This is a genomic window from Streptomyces sp. NPDC000880 (assembly GCF_053599675.1).
Genome location: NZ_JBSFMS010000143.1, coordinates 1 through 18,150 on the forward strand (window position 1 = coordinate 1; position 18,150 = coordinate 18,150).

At 69.0% G+C, this 18,150-nt stretch carries 15 protein-coding genes, 1 tRNA gene and 1 pseudogene; 7 read left to right on the forward strand and 10 right to left on the reverse strand.

What is annotated here, in order from left to right; translation table 11 throughout:
* Window positions 1-651: 651 nt before the first annotated feature.
* Window positions 652-723 (reverse strand) — tRNA-Val (locus tag ACWDO5_RS30855).
* A gap of 251 nt (window positions 724-974) precedes the next feature.
* Between ACWDO5_RS30855 and ACWDO5_RS30860 the strand changes: the two are divergent.
* The 5 genes and pseudogenes from ACWDO5_RS30860 to ACWDO5_RS30880 all read left to right on the forward strand — a co-directional run.
* Window positions 975-1,244: pseudogene (locus ACWDO5_RS30860) on the forward strand (DUF4097 family beta strand repeat-containing protein); the annotation flags it as partial.
* A 71-nt stretch (window positions 1,245-1,315) separates the two neighbouring features.
* The gene (locus tag ACWDO5_RS30865) at window positions 1,316-2,683 is read left to right on the forward strand and encodes a hypothetical protein (RefSeq protein ID WP_450533738.1); all 1,368 of its coding nucleotides are present in this window, start codon (window positions 1,316-1,318) and stop codon (window positions 2,681-2,683) included.
* 356 nt (window positions 2,684-3,039) lie between these two features.
* Window positions 3,040-3,579 carry a DUF4383 domain-containing protein gene (locus ACWDO5_RS30870; protein WP_450533739.1) on the forward strand — a complete coding sequence of 180 codons (540 nt, stop codon included), beginning with the start codon at window positions 3,040-3,042 and terminating at the stop codon, window positions 3,577-3,579.
* Window positions 3,580-3,669: 90 nt separating this feature from the next.
* Window positions 3,670-4,314, forward strand: coding sequence for a FadR/GntR family transcriptional regulator (locus ACWDO5_RS30875; RefSeq protein WP_450533740.1), 645 nt, complete (start codon window positions 3,670-3,672; stop codon window positions 4,312-4,314).
* A gap of 87 nt (window positions 4,315-4,401) precedes the next feature.
* The gene (locus tag ACWDO5_RS30880; RefSeq protein ID WP_450533742.1) at window positions 4,402-4,620 is read left to right on the forward strand and encodes an FmdB family zinc ribbon protein; all 219 of its coding nucleotides are present in this window, start codon (window positions 4,402-4,404) and stop codon (window positions 4,618-4,620) included.
* 45 nt (window positions 4,621-4,665) lie between these two features.
* Here ACWDO5_RS30880 and ACWDO5_RS30885 read toward each other — a convergent pair whose 3' ends face one another.
* Genes ACWDO5_RS30885 through ACWDO5_RS30895 form a run of 3 tightly spaced genes read right to left on the reverse strand, consistent with a single transcriptional unit; the run spans window position 4,666 to window position 9,407 of the window.
* Window positions 4,666-5,565 (reverse strand): HAD family hydrolase, encoded by a 900-nt coding sequence (locus tag ACWDO5_RS30885; protein ID WP_450533758.1) that lies wholly within the window; start codon window positions 5,563-5,565, stop codon window positions 4,666-4,668.
* A gap of 2 nt (window positions 5,566-5,567) precedes the next feature.
* Window positions 5,568-8,243, reverse strand: coding sequence for a phosphoribosyltransferase (locus ACWDO5_RS30890; protein ID WP_450533744.1), 2,676 nt, complete (start codon window positions 8,241-8,243; stop codon window positions 5,568-5,570).
* Window positions 8,244-9,407 (reverse strand): HpcH/HpaI aldolase/citrate lyase family protein, encoded by a 1,164-nt coding sequence (locus ACWDO5_RS30895; RefSeq protein WP_450533746.1) that lies wholly within the window; start codon window positions 9,405-9,407, stop codon window positions 8,244-8,246.
* Between the two features lie 176 nt (window positions 9,408-9,583).
* Between ACWDO5_RS30895 and ACWDO5_RS30900 the strand changes: the two genes are divergently transcribed.
* On the forward strand, window positions 9,584-10,453 hold the full coding sequence (locus ACWDO5_RS30900; RefSeq protein ID WP_450533747.1) for a TerD family protein: 870 nt from the start codon (window positions 9,584-9,586) through the stop codon (window positions 10,451-10,453).
* A 6-nt stretch (window positions 10,454-10,459) separates the two neighbouring features.
* Here the strand turns inward: ACWDO5_RS30900 and ACWDO5_RS30905 are convergent, their stop codons facing one another.
* From ACWDO5_RS30905 to ACWDO5_RS30930, 6 genes are all read right to left on the reverse strand, one after another.
* The gene (locus tag ACWDO5_RS30905; RefSeq protein WP_450533749.1) at window positions 10,460-11,197 is read right to left on the reverse strand and encodes a TerD family protein; all 738 of its coding nucleotides are present in this window, start codon (window positions 11,195-11,197) and stop codon (window positions 10,460-10,462) included.
* 108 nt (window positions 11,198-11,305) lie between these two features.
* On the reverse strand, window positions 11,306-12,442 hold the full coding sequence (locus ACWDO5_RS30910; protein WP_450533751.1) for a DUF475 domain-containing protein: 1,137 nt from the start codon (window positions 12,440-12,442) through the stop codon (window positions 11,306-11,308).
* 75 nt (window positions 12,443-12,517) lie between these two features.
* Window positions 12,518-13,093, reverse strand: a complete 576-nt coding sequence (locus tag ACWDO5_RS30915) for a TerD family protein (protein WP_450533752.1) — start codon at window positions 13,091-13,093, stop codon at window positions 12,518-12,520.
* Window positions 13,094-13,192: 99 nt separating this feature from the next.
* Window positions 13,193-13,768, reverse strand: a complete 576-nt coding sequence (locus tag ACWDO5_RS30920; protein WP_450533753.1) for a TerD family protein — start codon at window positions 13,766-13,768, stop codon at window positions 13,193-13,195.
* Window positions 13,769-13,890: 122 nt separating this feature from the next.
* Window positions 13,891-14,349: a peroxiredoxin gene (locus tag ACWDO5_RS30925; protein WP_450533755.1), complete on the reverse strand. Its 459-nt coding sequence runs from the start codon at window positions 14,347-14,349 to the stop codon at window positions 13,891-13,893.
* 107 nt (window positions 14,350-14,456) lie between these two features.
* On the reverse strand, window positions 14,457-14,894 hold the full coding sequence (locus tag ACWDO5_RS30930) for a DUF3052 domain-containing protein (protein WP_450533756.1): 438 nt from the start codon (window positions 14,892-14,894) through the stop codon (window positions 14,457-14,459).
* A gap of 468 nt (window positions 14,895-15,362) precedes the next feature.
* On the opposite strand from ACWDO5_RS30930, the gene aceE reads away from it, so the two are divergent.
* Window positions 15,363-18,150, forward strand: a 2,788-nt coding sequence (gene aceE / locus ACWDO5_RS30935; protein ID WP_450533757.1) for a pyruvate dehydrogenase (acetyl-transferring), homodimeric type, incomplete at its 3' end; no start/stop codon positions are given.

Sequence of the window (18,150 nt, forward strand, 5' to 3'; positions counted from 1 at the left end):
ATAAGAAACCGGTCTGAAGATCACTCTCAAACCACGCCGGTGGATCGAGGCTAAGCGCGCGGTTCGTATGCGGTCGCCGATTGCCCGGCGGCGGGTGAGCACCCTGTCGGGCTGTGGATCGGCAGCCACTCGCCCACGGTCTTTTGATCATGGCGATGTGTCAGTACCTGGGCAGGTACATTGGCGGCTCTTGCAGCGATGCAAGGCCCTGAGCTGCTGCTCTCCACCTGGAGCAGCTCCGTAGCGACGTACGAGGTGTCCGCGTGTCCACCCGTTCGCGTCGTCAGACGCCATGACTTGGCCAAGGCGTCCCGCCCCGCCCCCAAAAGGGGACGGGGCGGTCTACCTTGTACGCAAGAAGGCCCCCACCGACACTCGCGGTGGGGGCCTTCACCCATGACGCCGGCCTCCCCGCCGGACAGCCACAGGACATGAACGGCGCGTGTCAGGCGTGTGTGGGGAGACACTCCTGCCCCGTCCATTCGCCGAACTTTGCTGCCAGGGGCACGGATTTCAACTGCCTTGCCGGGTTAGCAGCCGGTGAACAACTTCAGGGGATGTGGCCTCTATGTGGCCTCGATCATGGAAACGCCCCCCGATTCGAACAGAACCGAGGGGCCGAAACAGGCTCTCACCTGCTACTTACCTCTGTGGGCGCGGACGGGTTCGAACCGCCGACATCTGCTTTGTAAGAGCAGCGCTCTACCCCTGAGCTACGCACCCGTGGATGAAGGAACAGCGTACATGCCGCGGGGGCCCGCCCTGCAAACCCGTTCCCCCCGCCTCCTGGGTACTGGAGCTACCCCCGCCCCGAGACGGTCGCCCGGATCGTTCCGCCCACCTGCGGGCTCCTACCTGTGCCAATCGGCAGAACTACTCTGCCGGACTACCTGGGGGAACGATCATTCCGCACCCATCGCACCACTCGCGCGCTCATCGCCGCCGCCGGCGTCGCCCTCGTCGCCGGCGCCCTCGCCGAGCACGTCAGCGCCAAGACCGTGAGCGTCCGGGCGGACAACGGGTCAGTGCGACTCGGGCTCGTCGCCGTGCCCGATCGGGTGGAGACCGTCAGTGACAACGGCGGGATCACCATCGAGCTGCCGGGCGCGGGGGCTCCGTACGCCGTGACGGCCAAGAGCGACAACGGCAGTGTGGACGTCGACGTGCCGACCGACGACAGCAGCTCTCACGTCGTCATGGCCCGCAGCGACAACGGCAAAGTCAGTGTGCGAAGCGCGAACTAACAGACCCGTGTGTTCGTCATTACCTGGTGGGAGAATGAACCGGGCAGGGCGACACGGCACGGGAGAGGGATGTGACGGCGACACGCGCGCGGCCTCATGCAAGAGCGCAGGCGAGTGCCGTCAGGGATGTCCTCGCGCTGATGCTGCTGCCCGTGCCGTTGATCGTCGCTGCGCTGCCGGGCGCGTTCGCCGGCGGGGGGACGCGGCGCTGGTTCGGCGGGCGCGGGGAGAGTCAGCGGGCCGATGCGCAGGCCGCGAAGGACGCCGCCGCCGCTGCCTTCTACGAGCTGGACACCGCCCAGCGCGATCTGCGGATCTCGATCGAGACGATCTCGGCGGTGGACAGTTCGCCGGGGGCGCGCCGGGCCGTGGACGACTTCGCCGCGCTGGGGCGGCGGATCGACGAGGTGAGCCATCGGTACATCACCGCCGTCGACGCGCACGACCTCGACCGGGACGGCCTCGAAGCCTCCGTCGCCACGCACGCCCGCGATGAGCTCACCAGCGCCAAGGACGAGCTCGTACGGGTCAAGGGGGAGCTCGACCGGTTTGCACAGGGGCTCGGGCCGCTGCTCGACAAGGCGGAGACGCAGCTCGCCCGGCTCGCTCCCGCCGTGGAGCGGGCGAGACAGGCGCTCCTTTCCGCGAGCAATGCTCTCGATTCGGCGCGGGGCTCCGGTTTGCGAGCGGACGATCTCGCGGCTCGCCTCGCTGCCCTCGCCCCCGAGCTGACCATGCTCAATCAGGGCGCCGGGCGGCACGGCGTGGCCGAGACCCTCCAGCGCGCCGACCGCGTGCTGCGCGACGCCGAAGCCGTACGGGCCGAGGTCGAGCGGCTGCCCGAGCGCGCCGCCGAGACCGACAAGCGCCTGGTGTCCCTCCGTACACGCGCTGAGGCCCTCACCAACCGCGCCGGATCCGTCGAGCCCGTCCTGAGCGAGCTGCGGCGGCGCTTCTCCGCCGCCTGCTGGCAGGACCTCCAGCCCGTCCCCGAGCAGGCGGCGATCAGCGTCCGCCAGGCCGAGGACAAGCTCCGGGAGGCGGCCAAGGCGCGCGACGAGCAGCGGTGGGCGGATGCGACGGCCCTGCTCAGTACGGTACGGGCGCTGCTGAACGCCACCGATGAGGCGGTCTCCGCGGCCGGCGACCGGCTGCGGAGGCTCAATGCCGTGGCCAAGGATCCGCAGCAGGAGATCGACCGGACCCGGTTCGCCATCCGCGACGCGCAGCGCCTCGCCATGGCCGGGCGCAACACCCCGGATCCGCGTCATGCGCGGCCGCTGGACGACTCGGTGGCCCGGCTGGAGCGGGCCGTCGCCGGGCTCGAGGGTCGGCACCCCGACTACTGGCACTTCCTGGTGGAGACCGAGGCGGTACGGCGTGCGGTCGCGCGCGTGGTCGAACAGATCCGCGAGGAGCGCGGCGCGGGCGGCGCCTGAGGCCCGCGTCGCCGGGCGCCGGAACACACGGCCCGGACCCGCCACCCAGACCCCGCCCGTCGGCCACCCCGGACACGGCAAGGCTCCGAGTCGGCCTGAGGCCGGGCGCCGGGAGCCGCGGCCCAGACCCCGCCCGCCGGCCACCGGGGACATCGCCCTCCGGGCGGGCCTGAGGCCCCCCGCCGCCGCGCCCCCGGGACACGGCCCTGCGGCTTGCCGCGCCCGGGCACCCCGGACGGGGCAAAGCTTCCGGCTGGTGCCTGCCCCGCTGGGTCACCCGGGGCGCCCCCTGGTTGTCCGGCCGCGCCCTCGGGCGGATCCTTGGGGGTACGAGTACGTACAAAGGGAGCCCAAACATGGCAACACGCGTACCGCACCGCGAAACCAACCGCCGCATCAGGCTCGACGAGCATCTCCCCGTCGACCATCGCCTCAGCCAGGTCTACCGCGTGGGCGCGGGTCTGATGGGTCTCGTGCTGCTCGCATTCGGCATTCTCGGACTGATCGACAAGGTCGGCTTCTTCGACACCAGCGGTGACACCGTTGCGGGGCTCAACACCAACGGCGCGCTGAGCGTCCTCTCCATCTGCGTCGGGCTGCTGCTCTTCGTCGGGATGATCATCGGCGGCAACTTCGCCTCGACCGTGAACATGATCCTCGGCGTCGCCTTCATCCTCAGCGGCTTCGTCAATCTCGCCCTGCTGGAGACCGAGTTCAACTTCCTCGCCTTCCACATCCAGAACGTGATGTTCAGCTTTGTGGTGGGCGTGATGCTGATGTTCTTCGGGATGTACGGGAGGGTCAGCGCGACGCTGCCGCACGACAATCCGTACTGGAAGGCCCGCCACCCCGACCATGCGGACCAGGAGCAGCGCGCCCGGCCGCGAACGGGGTGAGGTGCCACGAAAGGGAGCAAGCGAATAAAGGCCGGCACGAGCGACGCCGGCTACGCCGCCTACGCGGGCCGCGGGGTGCACGGGGCCACCGTGGAGGAGATCGCCCGCCGGATCTTTGACGGCACCTACGGCGAGGGCGCCACGCTCGATCTGCCGGAGCTGATGGCCGAGCTGGACGTCAGCCAGGCCGTGCTGCGCGAAGCGATCAAGGTGCTGATGACGAAGGGCCTGATCGACACCCGCCGGCAGCGCGGCACGTTCGTACGGCCCCGGGACGACTGGAACCTCCTGGACTCCGACGTACTGCGCTGGACGCTCGCCGCCGGTGCGCCGACCGACTTCTTCGCGGACATGCTGGAGCTGCGCCGCTCCATCGAACCGGCCGCCGCCTCGCTCGCCGCCGCACACCGCAGCGAAGAGGACCTCGCGGCGCTCAACGCGGCGCTCGACGCGATGAGGGCGGCCGGGGACGATCCGGTGCTCGGCGTGCGCTCGGACGCGTCGTTCCACACCGCCCTGCTGGCCGCCTCACGTAACCGGTTCTTCGCGCAAATGCGCCGGGTGATCATCCCGGTGCTCATCGAGCGCGACCGGCGCGTGCACCTGGCGGGGACACCGGAGGATCCGGTCGGCGTGCACGCGGCGGTCGTGGAGCGGGTACGGGACGGGGACATGGACGGCGCGTACATGGCCACGCTCGAACTACTCGACCTCGCGATGCGCGAGCACCCGTAGAGCGAGCAGCCCGTAGCGCGACCACCTCTGAAGCGCCACCTGTAGCGCGCCACCCGGCAACCGCCGCGCTGCCGATAACCTGAGGCCATGCCTCGTTACGAATACCGCTGCCGCAGCTGCGGCGACACCTTCGAAGTGAACCGGCCGATGGCCCAGTCCTCCGACCCGGCGAGTTGCCCGGCCGGACACGAGGACACCGTCAAGCTGCTCTCGGCCGTCGCCGTCGGCGGCACGAAGTCCGCGCCCGCGCCCGGCGCAGGAAGCGGCGGCGGCGGGGGTTGCTGCGGAGGCGGCTGCTGCGGCTGAGGCGGCTCCCCCCGACCGCCCCGCCGCCGTCCGGCCGCCGCCCGGTCAGGCCGGAGTCGGGGTCGCGGTCGCGGTCGCGGTCGCGGTCGCGGTCGCGGTCGCGGTCGCGGTCAGGCTGAACCGGCGCAGGATCTCCTCGCCCGCAACGACACCCGTCTCCCCGAGCACCTCGACGTTCGGGGCGATCCAGCCGCTGTCGGCGAGCTCTCCGTGGCCCGGCCGCCAGGCACGGTCCGCCGCGAGCAGCAGATCGGCGTCGAGGAGGGAGTCCCCGGCCGCGAGGATCTGCGCGGCACCCGTGCGGCGGGCGACTTCGCGGACCGCCGCGCTCTTGGTGAGCGGCTGGGGCACGGCGTAGATCTTGCGGCCCTGGAGCGAGACGGTCCAGCCGCGGCCCTCCGCCCATTCGGCGAGCTCCTTGACCCAGTCCTCGGGCAGCAGGCTGCGCTCGACAACGAGATACGCGAAGAGGCCTTCGGCGATCCGCTCCTTGAGCAGCCAGGCGGGGTCGGCGGCCGCGAGGAGGTGGTCGCGCACCTCGGCGAGCGAGGCGCACTCGTCGGCGAGGCGGGCGGCGACCTGCCGCTGCCACTCTGGGTCGGACACTCCGTCGACGAGGAGGTGCCCGCCGTTGGCGCAGATCGCGAACTCGGGGGCGGGGCCCGGGAGATGGATACGGTGGTACTGCTCGCGGGTGCGGGTAGTGGTCGGTACGAAGACGGTGTCGGCGGCGAGCTGGATCAGTAGCCCCGCCGCGGTCTCCGTGAGATAGGACAGCGGCTTGCGTTCGTACACCTCGACGCAGAGCAGGCGGGGTGCGTCCGCGTCCGGCATGGGCAGCTGGAGAGCCGGGGCGGAGTAGATAAGGGTGCGGTCGAGGTCGCTGGCGACGAGTGTCTTCGTCTGAGTACGCGTCTGCGCACGCGTCTGCCTCTGCGCTGCGATGCTCACGGGGCCGACACCGCCTTGCCGTCCGCGCCGGTCGCGCCGCGGGTGTACTGGGGGTGGATCAACCCGACGCAGGTGTAAGGCAGTTCGTCGACCTCCTCGACCGGTACGCCGCGCTGCTCGGCCAGCAGCCGTACATGGTCGAGGTCGGCGCCCGCGCCGCGCTTGGCCAGGATCTTCCAGGGGACGCGGCGCAGCAGTACGCGCGTCGTCTCGCCGACGCCCGGCTTGACCAGGTTCACATCGTGGATGCCGTACTCCTCGCTGATCCGCTCGACGGCGGCCCAGCCTTCCCAGGTGGGCGCGCGGTCCGCCGACAGAAGCTCCTTGACATCCGCGTCGACGTCGGCCGCGACCTCGTCGAAGCGGGCGGCGACGGTGTCCAGGAAGTGTTCCGAGACATCGCTGCCGGCGAGCTCGCGGTAGAACTTCGCGCCGTGGAAGTCGTTCGGGCCGACCAGGTCGGCGCGGAGCACCGTACGCGATATCAGGCCGGAGACCGTGGAGTTGAGGCAGGCGGAGGGGATGAGGAAGTCCTCGCGGGTGCCGTAGGTGCGGACACAGCCGCCGGGGTCGGCGAGGACGGCGATCTCGGGGTTGAAGCCCTCGAACTCGGCGAGCGCGTCGGCCAGTTCACGGGTGATCGCGCCCTTGCCGGTCCAGCCGTCGACGAACACGACGTCGGCCGGGTCGTGGTGCTGCTGGAGCCAGCGCAGGGCGTTGGTGTCGATGCCGCGGCCGCGGACGATGGACACGGCGTAGTGCGGCAGGTCCAGGCCGTGTCGGTGCTGGGCCCAGCGGCGCATCAGCACGCCGACGGGGGTGCCGGCGCGGGCCAGCGACACGAGTACGGCGCGGGGGGACCGTTCGGCTATGACGGTCTCGGTGACGGTGCCGACGGCGCGGGCGATACGGGCCGCGGAGGTCTCCAGCGCGGCCTTGAACAGTTCCTGGTACTGAGCGCTGGGCTGGTACTCGACGGGCAGTGACTCCGCGTAGTGCGCGCCGCTCTGTATGGCCTCCTCGCGCTCCTCCGTGGGGGCCTCCAGCTCGGTCTCGGACAGATCCTGGAGCAGCCAGCCGACCTCGTCCGCCGCGTAGGAGGAGAACTCGGGGCCACGGAGGGGCTCGGGCAGCATGGCAGCTCTTTCGGGGACGTATTCGGGTACGTAACTGGGGACGACCGCCAGCACGAGGTGCGGGGTGTGCGCGGCAAGCCGGGCCAGCAGGCCGTCGGGGGCGTGCAGTTGGGGGGTGTCGGCCTCCGAGTCGACGACGGCGACGACGGCGTCGAAGCCGGCGCCGGCGACGTTGTAGGCGTACCGCTCGCCGGGGCCGTCGGCGGGGTTGTCGTGGGCGGGGAAGACGAGGCGGCTGCGTATGGCATAGCCGGGGTCGTCGACGGCGAGGACGGGCGAGCGGGTGGTGGTGGAGTACCGCACGTCGGCGTCGATGGCCCGCTCAAGAGCGGTCCCGAGCCGGAGAGGCGCGTACATCAGCTCCTCGAACCCGAGCACGAGGACGCGACGCGAGCGGCCCGTGGCCACGTCGCCGAGCGCGTCGGCGATGCGGGCGGCCATGCCCGGCAGGGCCGGCTCCAGCTGCTCCCGGTGCCGGGGCGTAAACCCGTGCCGTCCCCCGTCGGGCACGCCACGGGGCCACCCGAGATCGACGCGCACGGCGCGGCCGGGGGTAGCTTGCGCGGCGGCCTGCACAGCCAGGCCCTCGCTGTACGTCAGCGGCTCCGTGTCAGGGCGCGAGCCCGCGGCAGGGTCTGCGTCGCCGCCCGGCACCTCCGCGCCGAGGAGCGAACCCGGGTCCCCGGTACCCGGCGCACGAGCGCCGGGGCGCGAGTGCCAAAGCGAGCCCGGAGCCAAGCTCGAGACAGAGCCGGAAGCCGAGCCCGGAGCCGAGCCCGCGGTGCCCGGCGGCGAGCCCGCCGCACCGGCGACCGCCTCATGCTCCGCCACCAGCGCCTGGCCCTTCTCCAGCACGCCCTCCGGGAGCCGTAGCGTCCCCGACGCCAGTGCCACCAGGTCCACCCGCGCGCCCAGTTCCCGCGCGAAGACCGACAGCCGGTCGCGGTCGTGGTCCGAGCGCATGTCGACCAGGGCCACGATCACGTACCGGTCGCGCGGGTACCGCCCGTGCAGGTCGCGGATCGTGTTGAGCACGGTGTTGCCCGTCGAGAACTCGTCGTCGACCAGCACCAGCGGGCCGTCCCCCGCCAGCAGCCACGGATCCTCCGGCAGCAGCAGGTGTGACGTCGCGTGCGAGTGGGACTCCTCGAAGCCGCCCGCCCGTTCCACGCCCTCGACCGGGCGGCGTGTGGAGTGCAGATACGGCGCGAGGCCCAGCCCGTCCGCCACCGAGTGCCCAAGGCCCGTCGCCGTCTCCGCGTAGCCCAGGACCACCGCGCGTGACGCGTCCTCGGGGCCGAGCAGCTCCCGCACCCGCTCACCGAGCCCGTACCCCGCGCCGTACACCACCGCCGGTGACTGCGGCACATGCTTGCCCAGCACGTTCGACACGAGCAGATGCGCGCGCTTGGGATTGCGGCGCAGAGCCAGCCCCAGCAGGCCGCTCAGCGTCTCGTCTCCCACGAGCCCGACGCCGAGCCGCTCAGCGACCCACGTTCCCGACCACACCACGGTGTCCGTCTCTCTCCTCGTCATTCAGCCGGAGATTCCGGCCGTGAGCAGCTCCACAAAGCCGACATCCTCCTTGGCCACCCCGAAGACCTCCGCACGCAGCAGCGTGCGCTCGGCCCAGGCCCGGTGCGGCTTCACTTCGTTCATCTTGTTCGTGTACGCGGAACGCATCACGCCTCCGCCGCCCCGCTCCGGCCGCAGGATGTCCTGCGCGTCGCTGAACTCTTCGTGACTGACGACGGACAGCGCGTGCACGGGCAGCACATGCGAGGGGTGGATGCAGGTCTTGCCCTGAAGCCCGTTCGCCCGGTCCAGCCCGATCTCGCGGAGCAGGCCGTCCAGGTCGTGCTCGATGAGCTCGGTGCGCAGTTCCTCCGCCCGGCCCTCCATGAAGGGGCTTCGGCGCAGCTGGGGCTTGAACATGCGCTCCTGGAGCCGGAAGTACTCCCACACGGGGCCGGTCACCGTGTAGCCGGTGCCGTCCGACCGTCCCAGGACGTTCACCACATCCGCGATGACCGCGGCGACGATCTGGACGTCGTACGCGGTCATGTCCGGCGACCGGCGCAGCCCGTACGCCGAGCAGAAGTCCGTGACGCCCAGTCGCAGCGCCAGCACTCGCTCGCGGTACTTGTTCAGCGTGCGGGCGATCCCCGCGAGCGTCTCCGTCCTCGTCTCCAGGTGGAGCAGCTCCGGAGATTCCAGCACGGGCATCGCGAAAAGTCGCTGACCGGTCGCCGATTCCGCTGAAGCGAGGGCCTCCAGAAACGGAACGCCCCGCTCCTCAGTAAATTTCGGAAGTACGAATCCGGACAGTCGCCGGACCGAGGGGCCGAGCCGCTCCACCAGGTCCTGAATCTGCCTGGGCTCACGGACCCGGATGAAGAGCAGCGGCAGCTCCGCGCCCCGCGCATCGAGGTCGGCGAACTGCCGGACCAGGTTCTCCTCGGCCGCGGCCACATCCGCGTCGTCGATGGAGTCCTCCAGGCAGAGGACCATGGAGACGACTCCGCGACTCACCTGCTTGAGCGCGTCGTCGGCGAGCTTCGGCCGGGTGGCCGGGCTGTAGAGGGTGGCGCCGAGCGCGGTGGCGAGCGTGCGGGCAGGAGACGCGGCGGTGAATTCGCATGGCTCCCGGTGGAAGAGACTGTCGCGGACGGCAGGCAAAAGATGTCCAAAATGACGCATATGTTTCCCCCGTACTGCCTTGGCGGCCCGACCGACTTGGCCGGTAATAGTACGTACGACTCTGGGTCAAGAGTTCCCCAAGCCCGTGAATTGCAGGTAACCCGCTTGCACCATGCCCATGTCCTGGCCGGAGGACAAGGGCCCCGCGTTGTCCGCGCGGGTACTGGGAAGGCAGGATGACGGTCATGACGCACGCGATGCTGAAGGGCTCGAACGTCCCTCTCGATGCCACGACCGTACGGGCCGTGCTGCGCTGGACCCCGGGCGCCGGGGTCCCCGATGTGGACGCCTCCGCCCTGTTGCTCGGCCCCGACGGCCGCGTGCGCTCGGACGAGGACTTCGTCTTCTACAACCAGCCGCGCCACCCGTCGGGCCTGGTGCGGCGGCTGCCGAAGAAGCGTGTCGCCGAGCATCTGACGGACACGGTCGAGGCGGATCTCTCCTCACTCGACGCGTCGGTCGATCAGGTGGTGCTCGCCGCGTCCTCGGACGGCGACACCTTCCAGCATGTACGGGATCTGCGGATATTGCTCTACGACGCGGCCCTGGCCGACAGCGAGCCGCTGACCGTCTTCGATGTGAAGCCGGAGACGGGCAAGGAGACGGCGATCATCTGCGGCGAGCTGTACCGGCGCGGGGAGGGCTGGAAGTTTCGCGCCGTGGGGCAGGGCTACCCGACCGGGCTGGTGGGTCTGGCCACGGCATTCGGCATCTCGGTGGACGAGGCGGAGGCGGCCGCGGATCCGTCGGCTCAGCCCGAGCCCCAGCCGACCACCGCGCAGCCGGCGTACGGCTACCCCCAGCCCGCCGCCCAGCCTGGGTACGGATTTCCACACCCAGCCCCACCTCAGTCGGCAACGCCCCCGGCCTACGGCACGCCGGACAGCCCGCAGCCTGGGTACGGATACCCGCAGCCGGCCTACGGATACCCCCAGGCCGCCGCGCCGTCGACCTACGGCTACCCCCAGCCCGCCGCCGCGGCAGCGTACGCCCCCGACCCGAACTTCCGGCTGCCACCGATGGGCCCCCAGTTCGTACGGCCGTAAGCGCCGCTAGACCCGGTTCTTGTACCCGCGTCCCCACTGCAGGCCCCACCCGTACAACCGGTCCAGCTCCGCCTGGAAGCCGTACACGAACTTCACCTCACGGCGCACGACCAGCTCGCCCTTCACGTTCTCCATGGAGAAAACGGCACAGGAACGGGCCTGCGGCGCGCGTTCGTCAAGCTCGATCTCGACCCGCGGGCCGTTGCTCGGGTAGAGCGTCACCTGCGCGTGCGTACGGTCGAAGGCCGGCGTCTGGTCGTAGATGTAGGCGAAGAACAGCAGCCGCTTGATCGACTCGCGGTGGTCGAGATTGACGTAGATCGTCTCGCCGGAGGGGGAGCCGAACCGGTCGTCGCCGCTGAGCTTCACGTACGGCGCCTCGTTGAGGCTGCCGAAGAAGCTGCCCAGCGGCTGCACCACGCCCTTGCTGCCGTCCACCAGCTCATACAGACAGCCGAGGTCGAGGTCCACATTGACCACACCCTGGGTGTGCGCCTGGACCACATCGGGCTGGAAGAGCTTGAAGGGGTGCCGCAGCAGCCTGCCGCTCTGTTTGGACCTGCCCTCGATGTCGGACGTACGCATCCTCCAGGAGAGGTTGACACGCAGATTGCCGGTGGCCGCGCCCTGTTTGGTGAGCGAGACCGTCGGGTGCCGTTTGGTCAGCGCGATGGAGTTCGTCGCGGCGCTGCCCGAGTCGAACTGCGGTGCCCTGCCCCGCCACAGGCTGTCCCGGAAAGCCATGCCCCACCCCCAGATACATCGGTGAACCCGCAGTGAACCCCCGCGGGGCGGCACCGAGGCCGTGCCTCGGAGCCGCCCCGCTCAGAGCGTTCCTCAATCCCCGAAGGGTCACACCTGCGCGGTGTCGCCCTTCGGTTCGACCGACTGCCCCTCGGCCGCCGCGATCGCCCTGTTGCGCCGCACCGATGACCAGAACGACCAGGCGATCAGCACGACGCCGACCAGACCGGTGATGATCTCGCTGATCTGGTACTGAATGGTGACGAGGAGGATCACCGCGAGCGCGCCGATCGCGTAGTGCGCGCCGTGCTCCAGGTAGACGTAATCGTCCAGGGTGCCCTGGCGGACCAGGTAGACGGTGAGCGACCGCACGTACATGGCGCCGATGCCGAGGCCGAGCGCCATCAGCACGATGTCGTTGGTGATGGCGAAGGCGCCGATGACACCGTCGAAGGAGAACGAAGCGTCCAGGACCTCGAGGTACAGGAACATGAAGAACGCGGCCTTGCCGACCAACTGGGTCGCGGAAACCTTCTTGCCGCTCTTCCTGGCCTCTTCCTCGGCCTCGTGCTCGCGCTCCTCTTCTTCCTCGATCCTGTTCTCGAAGTAGCCGGAGAGACCACCGACGACCAGATACGTGATCAGACCCGCGACGCCGGAGAGCAGCACCGTCGCCGCCTTGTCGGCGTGCCCGGCGTGCTGGTGCGCCTGGGTCGCGAAGGTCATGGCGGTGATGAGCAGCACAATCAGGGCGATGCAGGCCGACAGCATGTCGATCTTGCCGAGCTTGGCCAGCGGCCGCTCCAGCCAGGTGAGCCACTTGATGTCACGGTCCTCGAAGATGAAATCGAGGAAGATCATCAGCAGGAACATGCCACCGAACGCGGCGATCGACGGGTGAGCGTCGGTGACCAGCTGTTCGTAGCGCTCGGCGTCGTTGAACGCCAGGTCGACCGCCTCAATGGGGCCGATCTTGGCACTGACGGCAACGATCACGACGGGGAAGATCAGTCGCATGCCGAACACGGCGATGAGCACGCCGATCGTGAGGAAGATTCTCTGCCAGAAGGCACTCATCTTCTTCAGGATTCCGGCGTTGACCACCGCATTGTCGAAGGACAGCGAGATCTCGAGGACGGACAGGATCGCAACGACCCCGAACCCGGTCCATCCGCCGTAGAAGACCGCTGCGACCAGGCCGAGCGCGGTGATCGCGAACGACCAGCCGAAGGTTTTCAGAACCACTGGTACCCAATCGTGTAATGGGGGTCCCCCCGGAGGGAGTCTGGGAGACGGTCTCCCCTCGCGCCGTGGGCGGCTTTACGAAACATTGACCCCGAAGTCTAGAGCGATGCCCCGCAGCCCCGATGCGTACCCCTGCCCCACGGCTCGGAACTTCCATTCGCCGCCATAGCGGTAGAGCTCGCCGAAGATCATCGCAGTCTCGGTCGAGGCGTCCTCGCTCAGGTCGTAGCGCGCGAGCTCCTGGCCGTCCGCCCGGTTCACCACCCGGATGAAGGCATTGCTGACCTGACCGAACGTCTGGCCGCGGTTGTCCGCCTCATGAATGGAGACCGGGAAGATGATCTTGTCGACATTGGCCGGTACCTTGGAGAGGTCCACCAGCAGCGACTCGTCGTCCCCCTCGCCCTCACCCGTGAGGTTGTCGCCGGTGTGCTCGACGGAGCCGTCGGGGCTCTTGAGGTTGTTGTAGAAGACGAAGTACTCGTCGCCGAGCACTCGGCCCGACTCGCACAGCAGCGCGCTGGCGTCGAGGTCGAAGGGCGCTCCGGTGGTGGAGCGCGCGTCCCAGCCGAGTCCGACCAACACCTGCGTGAGGTTCGGTGCGGCCTTGGAGAGGGAGACATTGCCTCCCTTGGCGAGCGTGACGCCCATGTTTTTGGTCCTCCCCGGTGGTGATGGTGGGACAGGCACGTCCGGCGCCGCACGGACAAGTGCGGCGCCGGAAGCGCAGATGCTGCTGGTGCTACTGGCTCAGACGTTCACGCCGAAGTCCTGCGCGATGCCGCGCAGGCCCGAGGCGTAACCCTGGCCGATGGCACGGAACTTCCACTCCGCGCCATTGCGGTAGAGCTCGCCGAAGACCATCGCGGTCTCGGTCGAGGCGTCCTCGCTCAGGTCGTAGCGCGCGAGCTCGTTGTTGTCGGCCTGGTTGACGACGCGGATGAACGCGTTACGCACCTGGCCGAAGGACTGCTGGCGGCTCTCGGCCTCGTAGATCGAGACCGGGAAGACGATCTTCTCGACGTCGGCCGGGACCGATGCGAGATGGACCTTGATCTGCTCGTCGTCGCCCTCGCCCTCACCCGTGAGGTTGTCACCGGTGTGCTCGACGGAGCCGTCGGCGCTCTTGAGGTTGTTGAAGAAGACGAAGTTGCCGTCGGTGGCGACCTTGCCCTCGGCGTTGGTCAGCAGGGCGCTGGCGTCGAGGTCGAAGTCGGTGCCAGTGGTGGTCCTGACGTCCCAGCCCAGGCCCACGGTGACCGCGGTCAGGTTGGGCGCGGCCTTGGTCAGCGAGACGTTGCCGCCCTTGCTGAGGCTGACTCCCACGAGTCCCTCCAGGTGTTGTCAGGGGCAGCGCCCCCGTCGTGCGTGTGGTGTCGAATCAACGAATGGATCCTAGTGACCGGTTCCCGGTCGAACAGCCTTTAGCGCAGGGATCCCCCGAAGAATCAGAGGGTGTCCAGCGCCTTGACGTAGTCGTTCAGGTCACGGGCGTCCGGCAGGCCGTTGACAATCGTCCAGCGGACCACGCCCTCCTTGTCGATGATGAAGGTTCCGCGCACCGCGCACCCCTTCTCCTCGTCGAAGACGCCGTACGCGCGCGAGGTCTCGCCGTGCGGCCAGAAGTCCGAGAGCAGCGGGTACTCCAGGCCCTCCTGCTCGGCGAAGACGCGCAGCGTGTGGATCGAGTCGTTGGAGACGGCGAGCAGCTGGGTGTCGTCGTTGACGAACGCCGGCAGCTCGTCACGGAGCGCGCACAGCTCGCCCGTGCACACGCCGGTGAAGGCGAACGGGTAGAAGAGGAGCACCACGTTCTTCTCGCCGCGGTATTCGGCGAGGCTCACGGTGCGGCCGTGGTTGTCCTTCAGCTCGAAATCCGGGGCCTTGGTGCCGACCTCGATCGCCATAACTGCATCCCTTCGACTCGGACCAATCTGGTCCACAGGCCTCTCACCCTACGCAGAAGGCCCCCGCCGACCTACGCCGGTGGGGGCCACGGGCCTGCTGCTGCGGCTCAGCGCTTCGACTTCGCCGCCTTGGGAGTCACCAGCCTGCTGCCGGTCCAGTCCTTGCCGGCGTTGATGCTCTTGGTCTGGGAGAGTCCCGCGGTCTGTGCGGCCTCGTTGATGTCGCTGGGTTCGACGTACCCGTCACGGCCGGTCTTGGGCGTCAACAGCCAGACGGCTCCGCCCTCCTCGATCAGACCGATGGCGTCAACCAGTGCGTCCGTAAGGTCGCCGTCCTCGTCCCGGAACCACAGCAACACGACGTCTGCGACGTCGTCGTAGTCCTCGTCGACGATTTCCTGGCCCGTCACGGCCTCGATGCCCTCACGGAGCTCCTGCTCGACGTCGTCGTCGTAGCCGATCTCCTGGACCACCTGTCCGGGCTCGAACCCCAGCCTTGCGGCTGGGCTGGTCCGCTCCTCCGCGTGGTCCGCGGTCGCGCTCACGGCTTGCCTCCTGATCGTTTTCGGAAAATGCTGCGGCCTCGCGCGTACGCGTGGCATTGGCCGTAGTCCACACGGGCGGGACGGATCGCGCAAGTACCCGGCCGTCCAGACCGCCGAAACGGTGACGTTTACGGCCGTCTCGACGCAACTCCAGGCACGCTCGACGCCCTCTCCTGATTCATGGGACACCATTCGGCCGTCTTTGCGGCATTCTGCCCCTTCAGTGTGCCAATTCGGAACCGAACAGCGAAACGAAACGCATTGACGGGTTGGACGTAAGGTTGCGATTTGACCGGACCCGGAACAGGGGTTCGGTCCGGATGTCTCGGAGAACGGGGGTTACCCCCCGGTAGAGGTGACGTTTGCCTTCCCGCGGTACACGATGGGAGGCGGTGCGACACCGAGCCAGACATCCCGTACGTCCCGTAGACGCAGAACGCAGAACCCACCGAACAGCGAAGGAATAGCGTGGCTTCCGGATCCGATCGCAACCCGATCATCATTGGCGGCCTTCCCAGCCAGGTCCCGGACTTCGATCCTGAAGAGACCCAGGAGTGGCTGGACTCCCTCGACGCCGCCGTCGACGAGCGGGGCCGGGAGCGCGCCCGCTACCTGATGCTCCGACTCATCGAGCGGGCCCGCGAGAAGCGCGTGGCCGTGCCCGAGATGCGCAGCACCGACTACATCAACACTATCGCCACCAAGGACGAGCCCTTCTTCCCCGGCAACGAGGAGATCGAGCGCAAGGTCCTCAACGCGACCCGCTGGAACGCCGCGGTGATGGTCTCCCGCGCGCAGCGCCCGGGCATCGGCGTCGGCGGTCACATCGCCACGTTCGCCTCCTCCGCCTCGCTCTACGACGTGGGCTTCAACCACTTCTTCCGCGGCAAGGACCAGGGCGACGGCGGCGACCAGATCTTCTTCCAGGGACACGCCTCCCCCGGCATCTACGCCCGCGCCTTCCTGCTCGACCGCCTCAGCGAGGACCGGCTCGACGCCTTCCGCCAGGAGAAGTCCAAGGCCCCCAACGGTCTGTCCAGCTACCCGCACCCGCGGCTGATGCCGGACTTCTGGGAGTTCCCGACCGTCTCCATGGGCCTTGGCCCCATCAGCGCGATCTACCAGGCGCGGATGAACCGCTACATGGAGGCGCGCGGCATCGCCGACACCTCCCAGTCGCATGTCTGGGCCTACCTCGGCGACGGCGAGATGGACGAGCCCGAGTCGCTCGGACAGCTCTCCATCGCCGCCCGCGAGGGCCTGGACAACCTGACCTTCGTCGTCAACTGCAACCTGCAGCGCCTCGACGGCCCGGTGCGCGGCAACGGCAAGATCATCCAGGAGCTGGAGTCGCAGTTCCGCGGCGCCGGCTGGAATGTCATCAAGCTGGTCTGGGACCACACCTGGGACCCGCTGCTCGCGCAGGACCGCGACGGCGTGCTGGTCAACAAGCTGAACACCACGCCCGACGGCCAGTTCCAGACGTACGCCACCGAGACCGGCGCGTACATCCGCGAGCACTTCTTCGGCGACGACCTCCGGCTGCGCGCCATGGTCGAGAACATGACCGACGACCAGATCCTGCACCTGGGCCGTGGCGGCCACGACCACAAGAAGGTGTACGCGGCGTACGCGGCGGCCAAGGCCCACAAGGGCCAGCCGACCGTGATCCTCGCCCAGACCGTCAAGGGCTGGACGCTCGGCCCGAACTTCGAGGGCCGCAACGCGACCCACCAGATGAAGAAGCTGACGGTCGACGACCTCAAGCGCTTCCGGGACCGGCTGCACATCCCCATCTCCGACAAGCAGCTCGAGGACGGCCTGCCGCCGTACTACCACCCGGGCCGCGACTCGGAGGAGATCCAGTACATGCACGACCGCCGCAAGGCGCTGGGCGGGTATGTCCCGACCCGTGTCGTGCGGTCCAAGCCGCTGGCCCTGCCCGAGGACAAGACGTACGCCGCGGTCAAGAAGGGCTCCGGGCAGCAGTCGATCGCCACCACCATGGCGTTCGTACGGCTGCTCAAGGACCTGATGCGGGACAAGGAGATCGGCAGGCGCTTCGTGCTGATCGCGCCGGACGAGTACCGCACCTTCGGAATGGACTCGTTCTTCCCGACCGCCAAGATCTACAACCCGCTGGGCCAGCAGTACGAATCGGTGGACCGCGAGCTGCTGCTCGCGTACAAGGAGTCGCCGACCGGGCAGCTGCTGCACGACGGCATCTCCGAGGCGGGTTGCACGGCATCGCTGATCGCGGCCGGTTCTGCGTACGCCACGCACGGCGAGCCGCTGATCCCGGTGTACGTCTTCTACTCGATGTTCGGTTTCCAGCGCACCGGCGACCAGTTCTGGCAGATGGCCGACCAGCTCGCACGCGGCTTTGTGCTGGGTGCGACCGCGGGACGCACGACCCTGACCGGTGAGGGGCTGCAGCACGCGGACGGCCACTCGCAGCTGCTCGCCTCGACGAACCCGGGCTGTGTCGCGTACGACCCGGCCTTCGGCTTCGAGATCGCGCACATCGTCCAGGACGGTCTGCGCAGGATGTACGGCCAGGCCCCCGAAGACAACGAGGACATCTTCTACTACCTCACCGTCTACAACGAGCCGATCCAGCACCCGGCCGAGCCGGCCGACGTGGACGCCGAGGGCATCCTCAAGGGCATCTACCGCTTCAAGGCGGGCGAGGCCGGCGCGATCCCCGCGCAGATCATGGCGTCCGGTGTGGCCGTGCCGTGGGCGGTCGAGGCGCAGCGGATCCTCGCCGAGGAGTGGAATGTGCGCGCCGATGTGTGGTCGGCGACGTCCTGGAACGAGCTGCGCCGCGAGGCCGTCGACGTCGACCGGCACAACCTCCTCCACCCGGAGGAGGAGCAGCGCGTGCCGTATGTGACGCAGAAGCTGTCCGGCTCCGAGGGGCCGTTTGTGGCCGTCTCCGACTGGATGCGGTCGGTTCCGGACCAGATCTCGCGCTGGGTGCCGGGCACGTACACCTCGCTGGGCGCGGACGGCTTCGGCTTCGCCGACACGCGTGGCGCCGCCCGTCGCTACTTCCACATCGACGCGCAGTCCATCGTGCTCGCGGTGCTCACGGAGCTGGCGCGGGAGGGCAAGGTCGACCGCTTGGTGCTGAAGCAGGCGGTGGACCGCTACCAGCTGCTGGACGTGGCTGGGCAGCTTGTCCACGGCGAGCCCCCCAAGGCGCGTCACCAGACCGCGGCGCTGCTCCGCGGCCCCGCTCAGATCACTGGCC

What these genes read in the sequence shown, in the direction of transcription:
- ACWDO5_RS30870 (WP_450533739.1), top strand. Translation starts at nt 3,040, where the DNA reads ATGGCAACACGCGTACCGCACCGCGAAACCAACCGCCGCATCAGGCTC.
- ACWDO5_RS30880 (WP_450533742.1), top strand. Translation starts at nt 4,402, where the DNA reads ATGCCTCGTTACGAATACCGCTGCCGCAGCTGCGGCGACACCTTCGAA.
- ACWDO5_RS30890 (WP_450533744.1), bottom strand. Translation starts at nt 8,243, where the DNA reads ATGACGAGGAGAGAGACGGACACCGTGGTGTGGTCGGGAACGTGGGTC.
- ACWDO5_RS30895 (WP_450533746.1), bottom strand. Translation starts at nt 9,407, where the DNA reads ATGCGTCATTTTGGACATCTTTTGCCTGCCGTCCGCGACAGTCTCTTC.
- ACWDO5_RS30900 (WP_450533747.1), top strand. Translation starts at nt 9,584, where the DNA reads ATGACGGTCATGACGCACGCGATGCTGAAGGGCTCGAACGTCCCTCTC.
- ACWDO5_RS30905 (WP_450533749.1), bottom strand. Translation starts at nt 11,197, where the DNA reads ATGGCTTTCCGGGACAGCCTGTGGCGGGGCAGGGCACCGCAGTTCGAC.
- ACWDO5_RS30915 (WP_450533752.1), bottom strand. Translation starts at nt 13,093, where the DNA reads ATGGGCGTCACGCTCGCCAAGGGAGGCAATGTCTCCCTCTCCAAGGCC.
- ACWDO5_RS30925 (WP_450533755.1), bottom strand. Translation starts at nt 14,349, where the DNA reads ATGGCGATCGAGGTCGGCACCAAGGCCCCGGATTTCGAGCTGAAGGAC.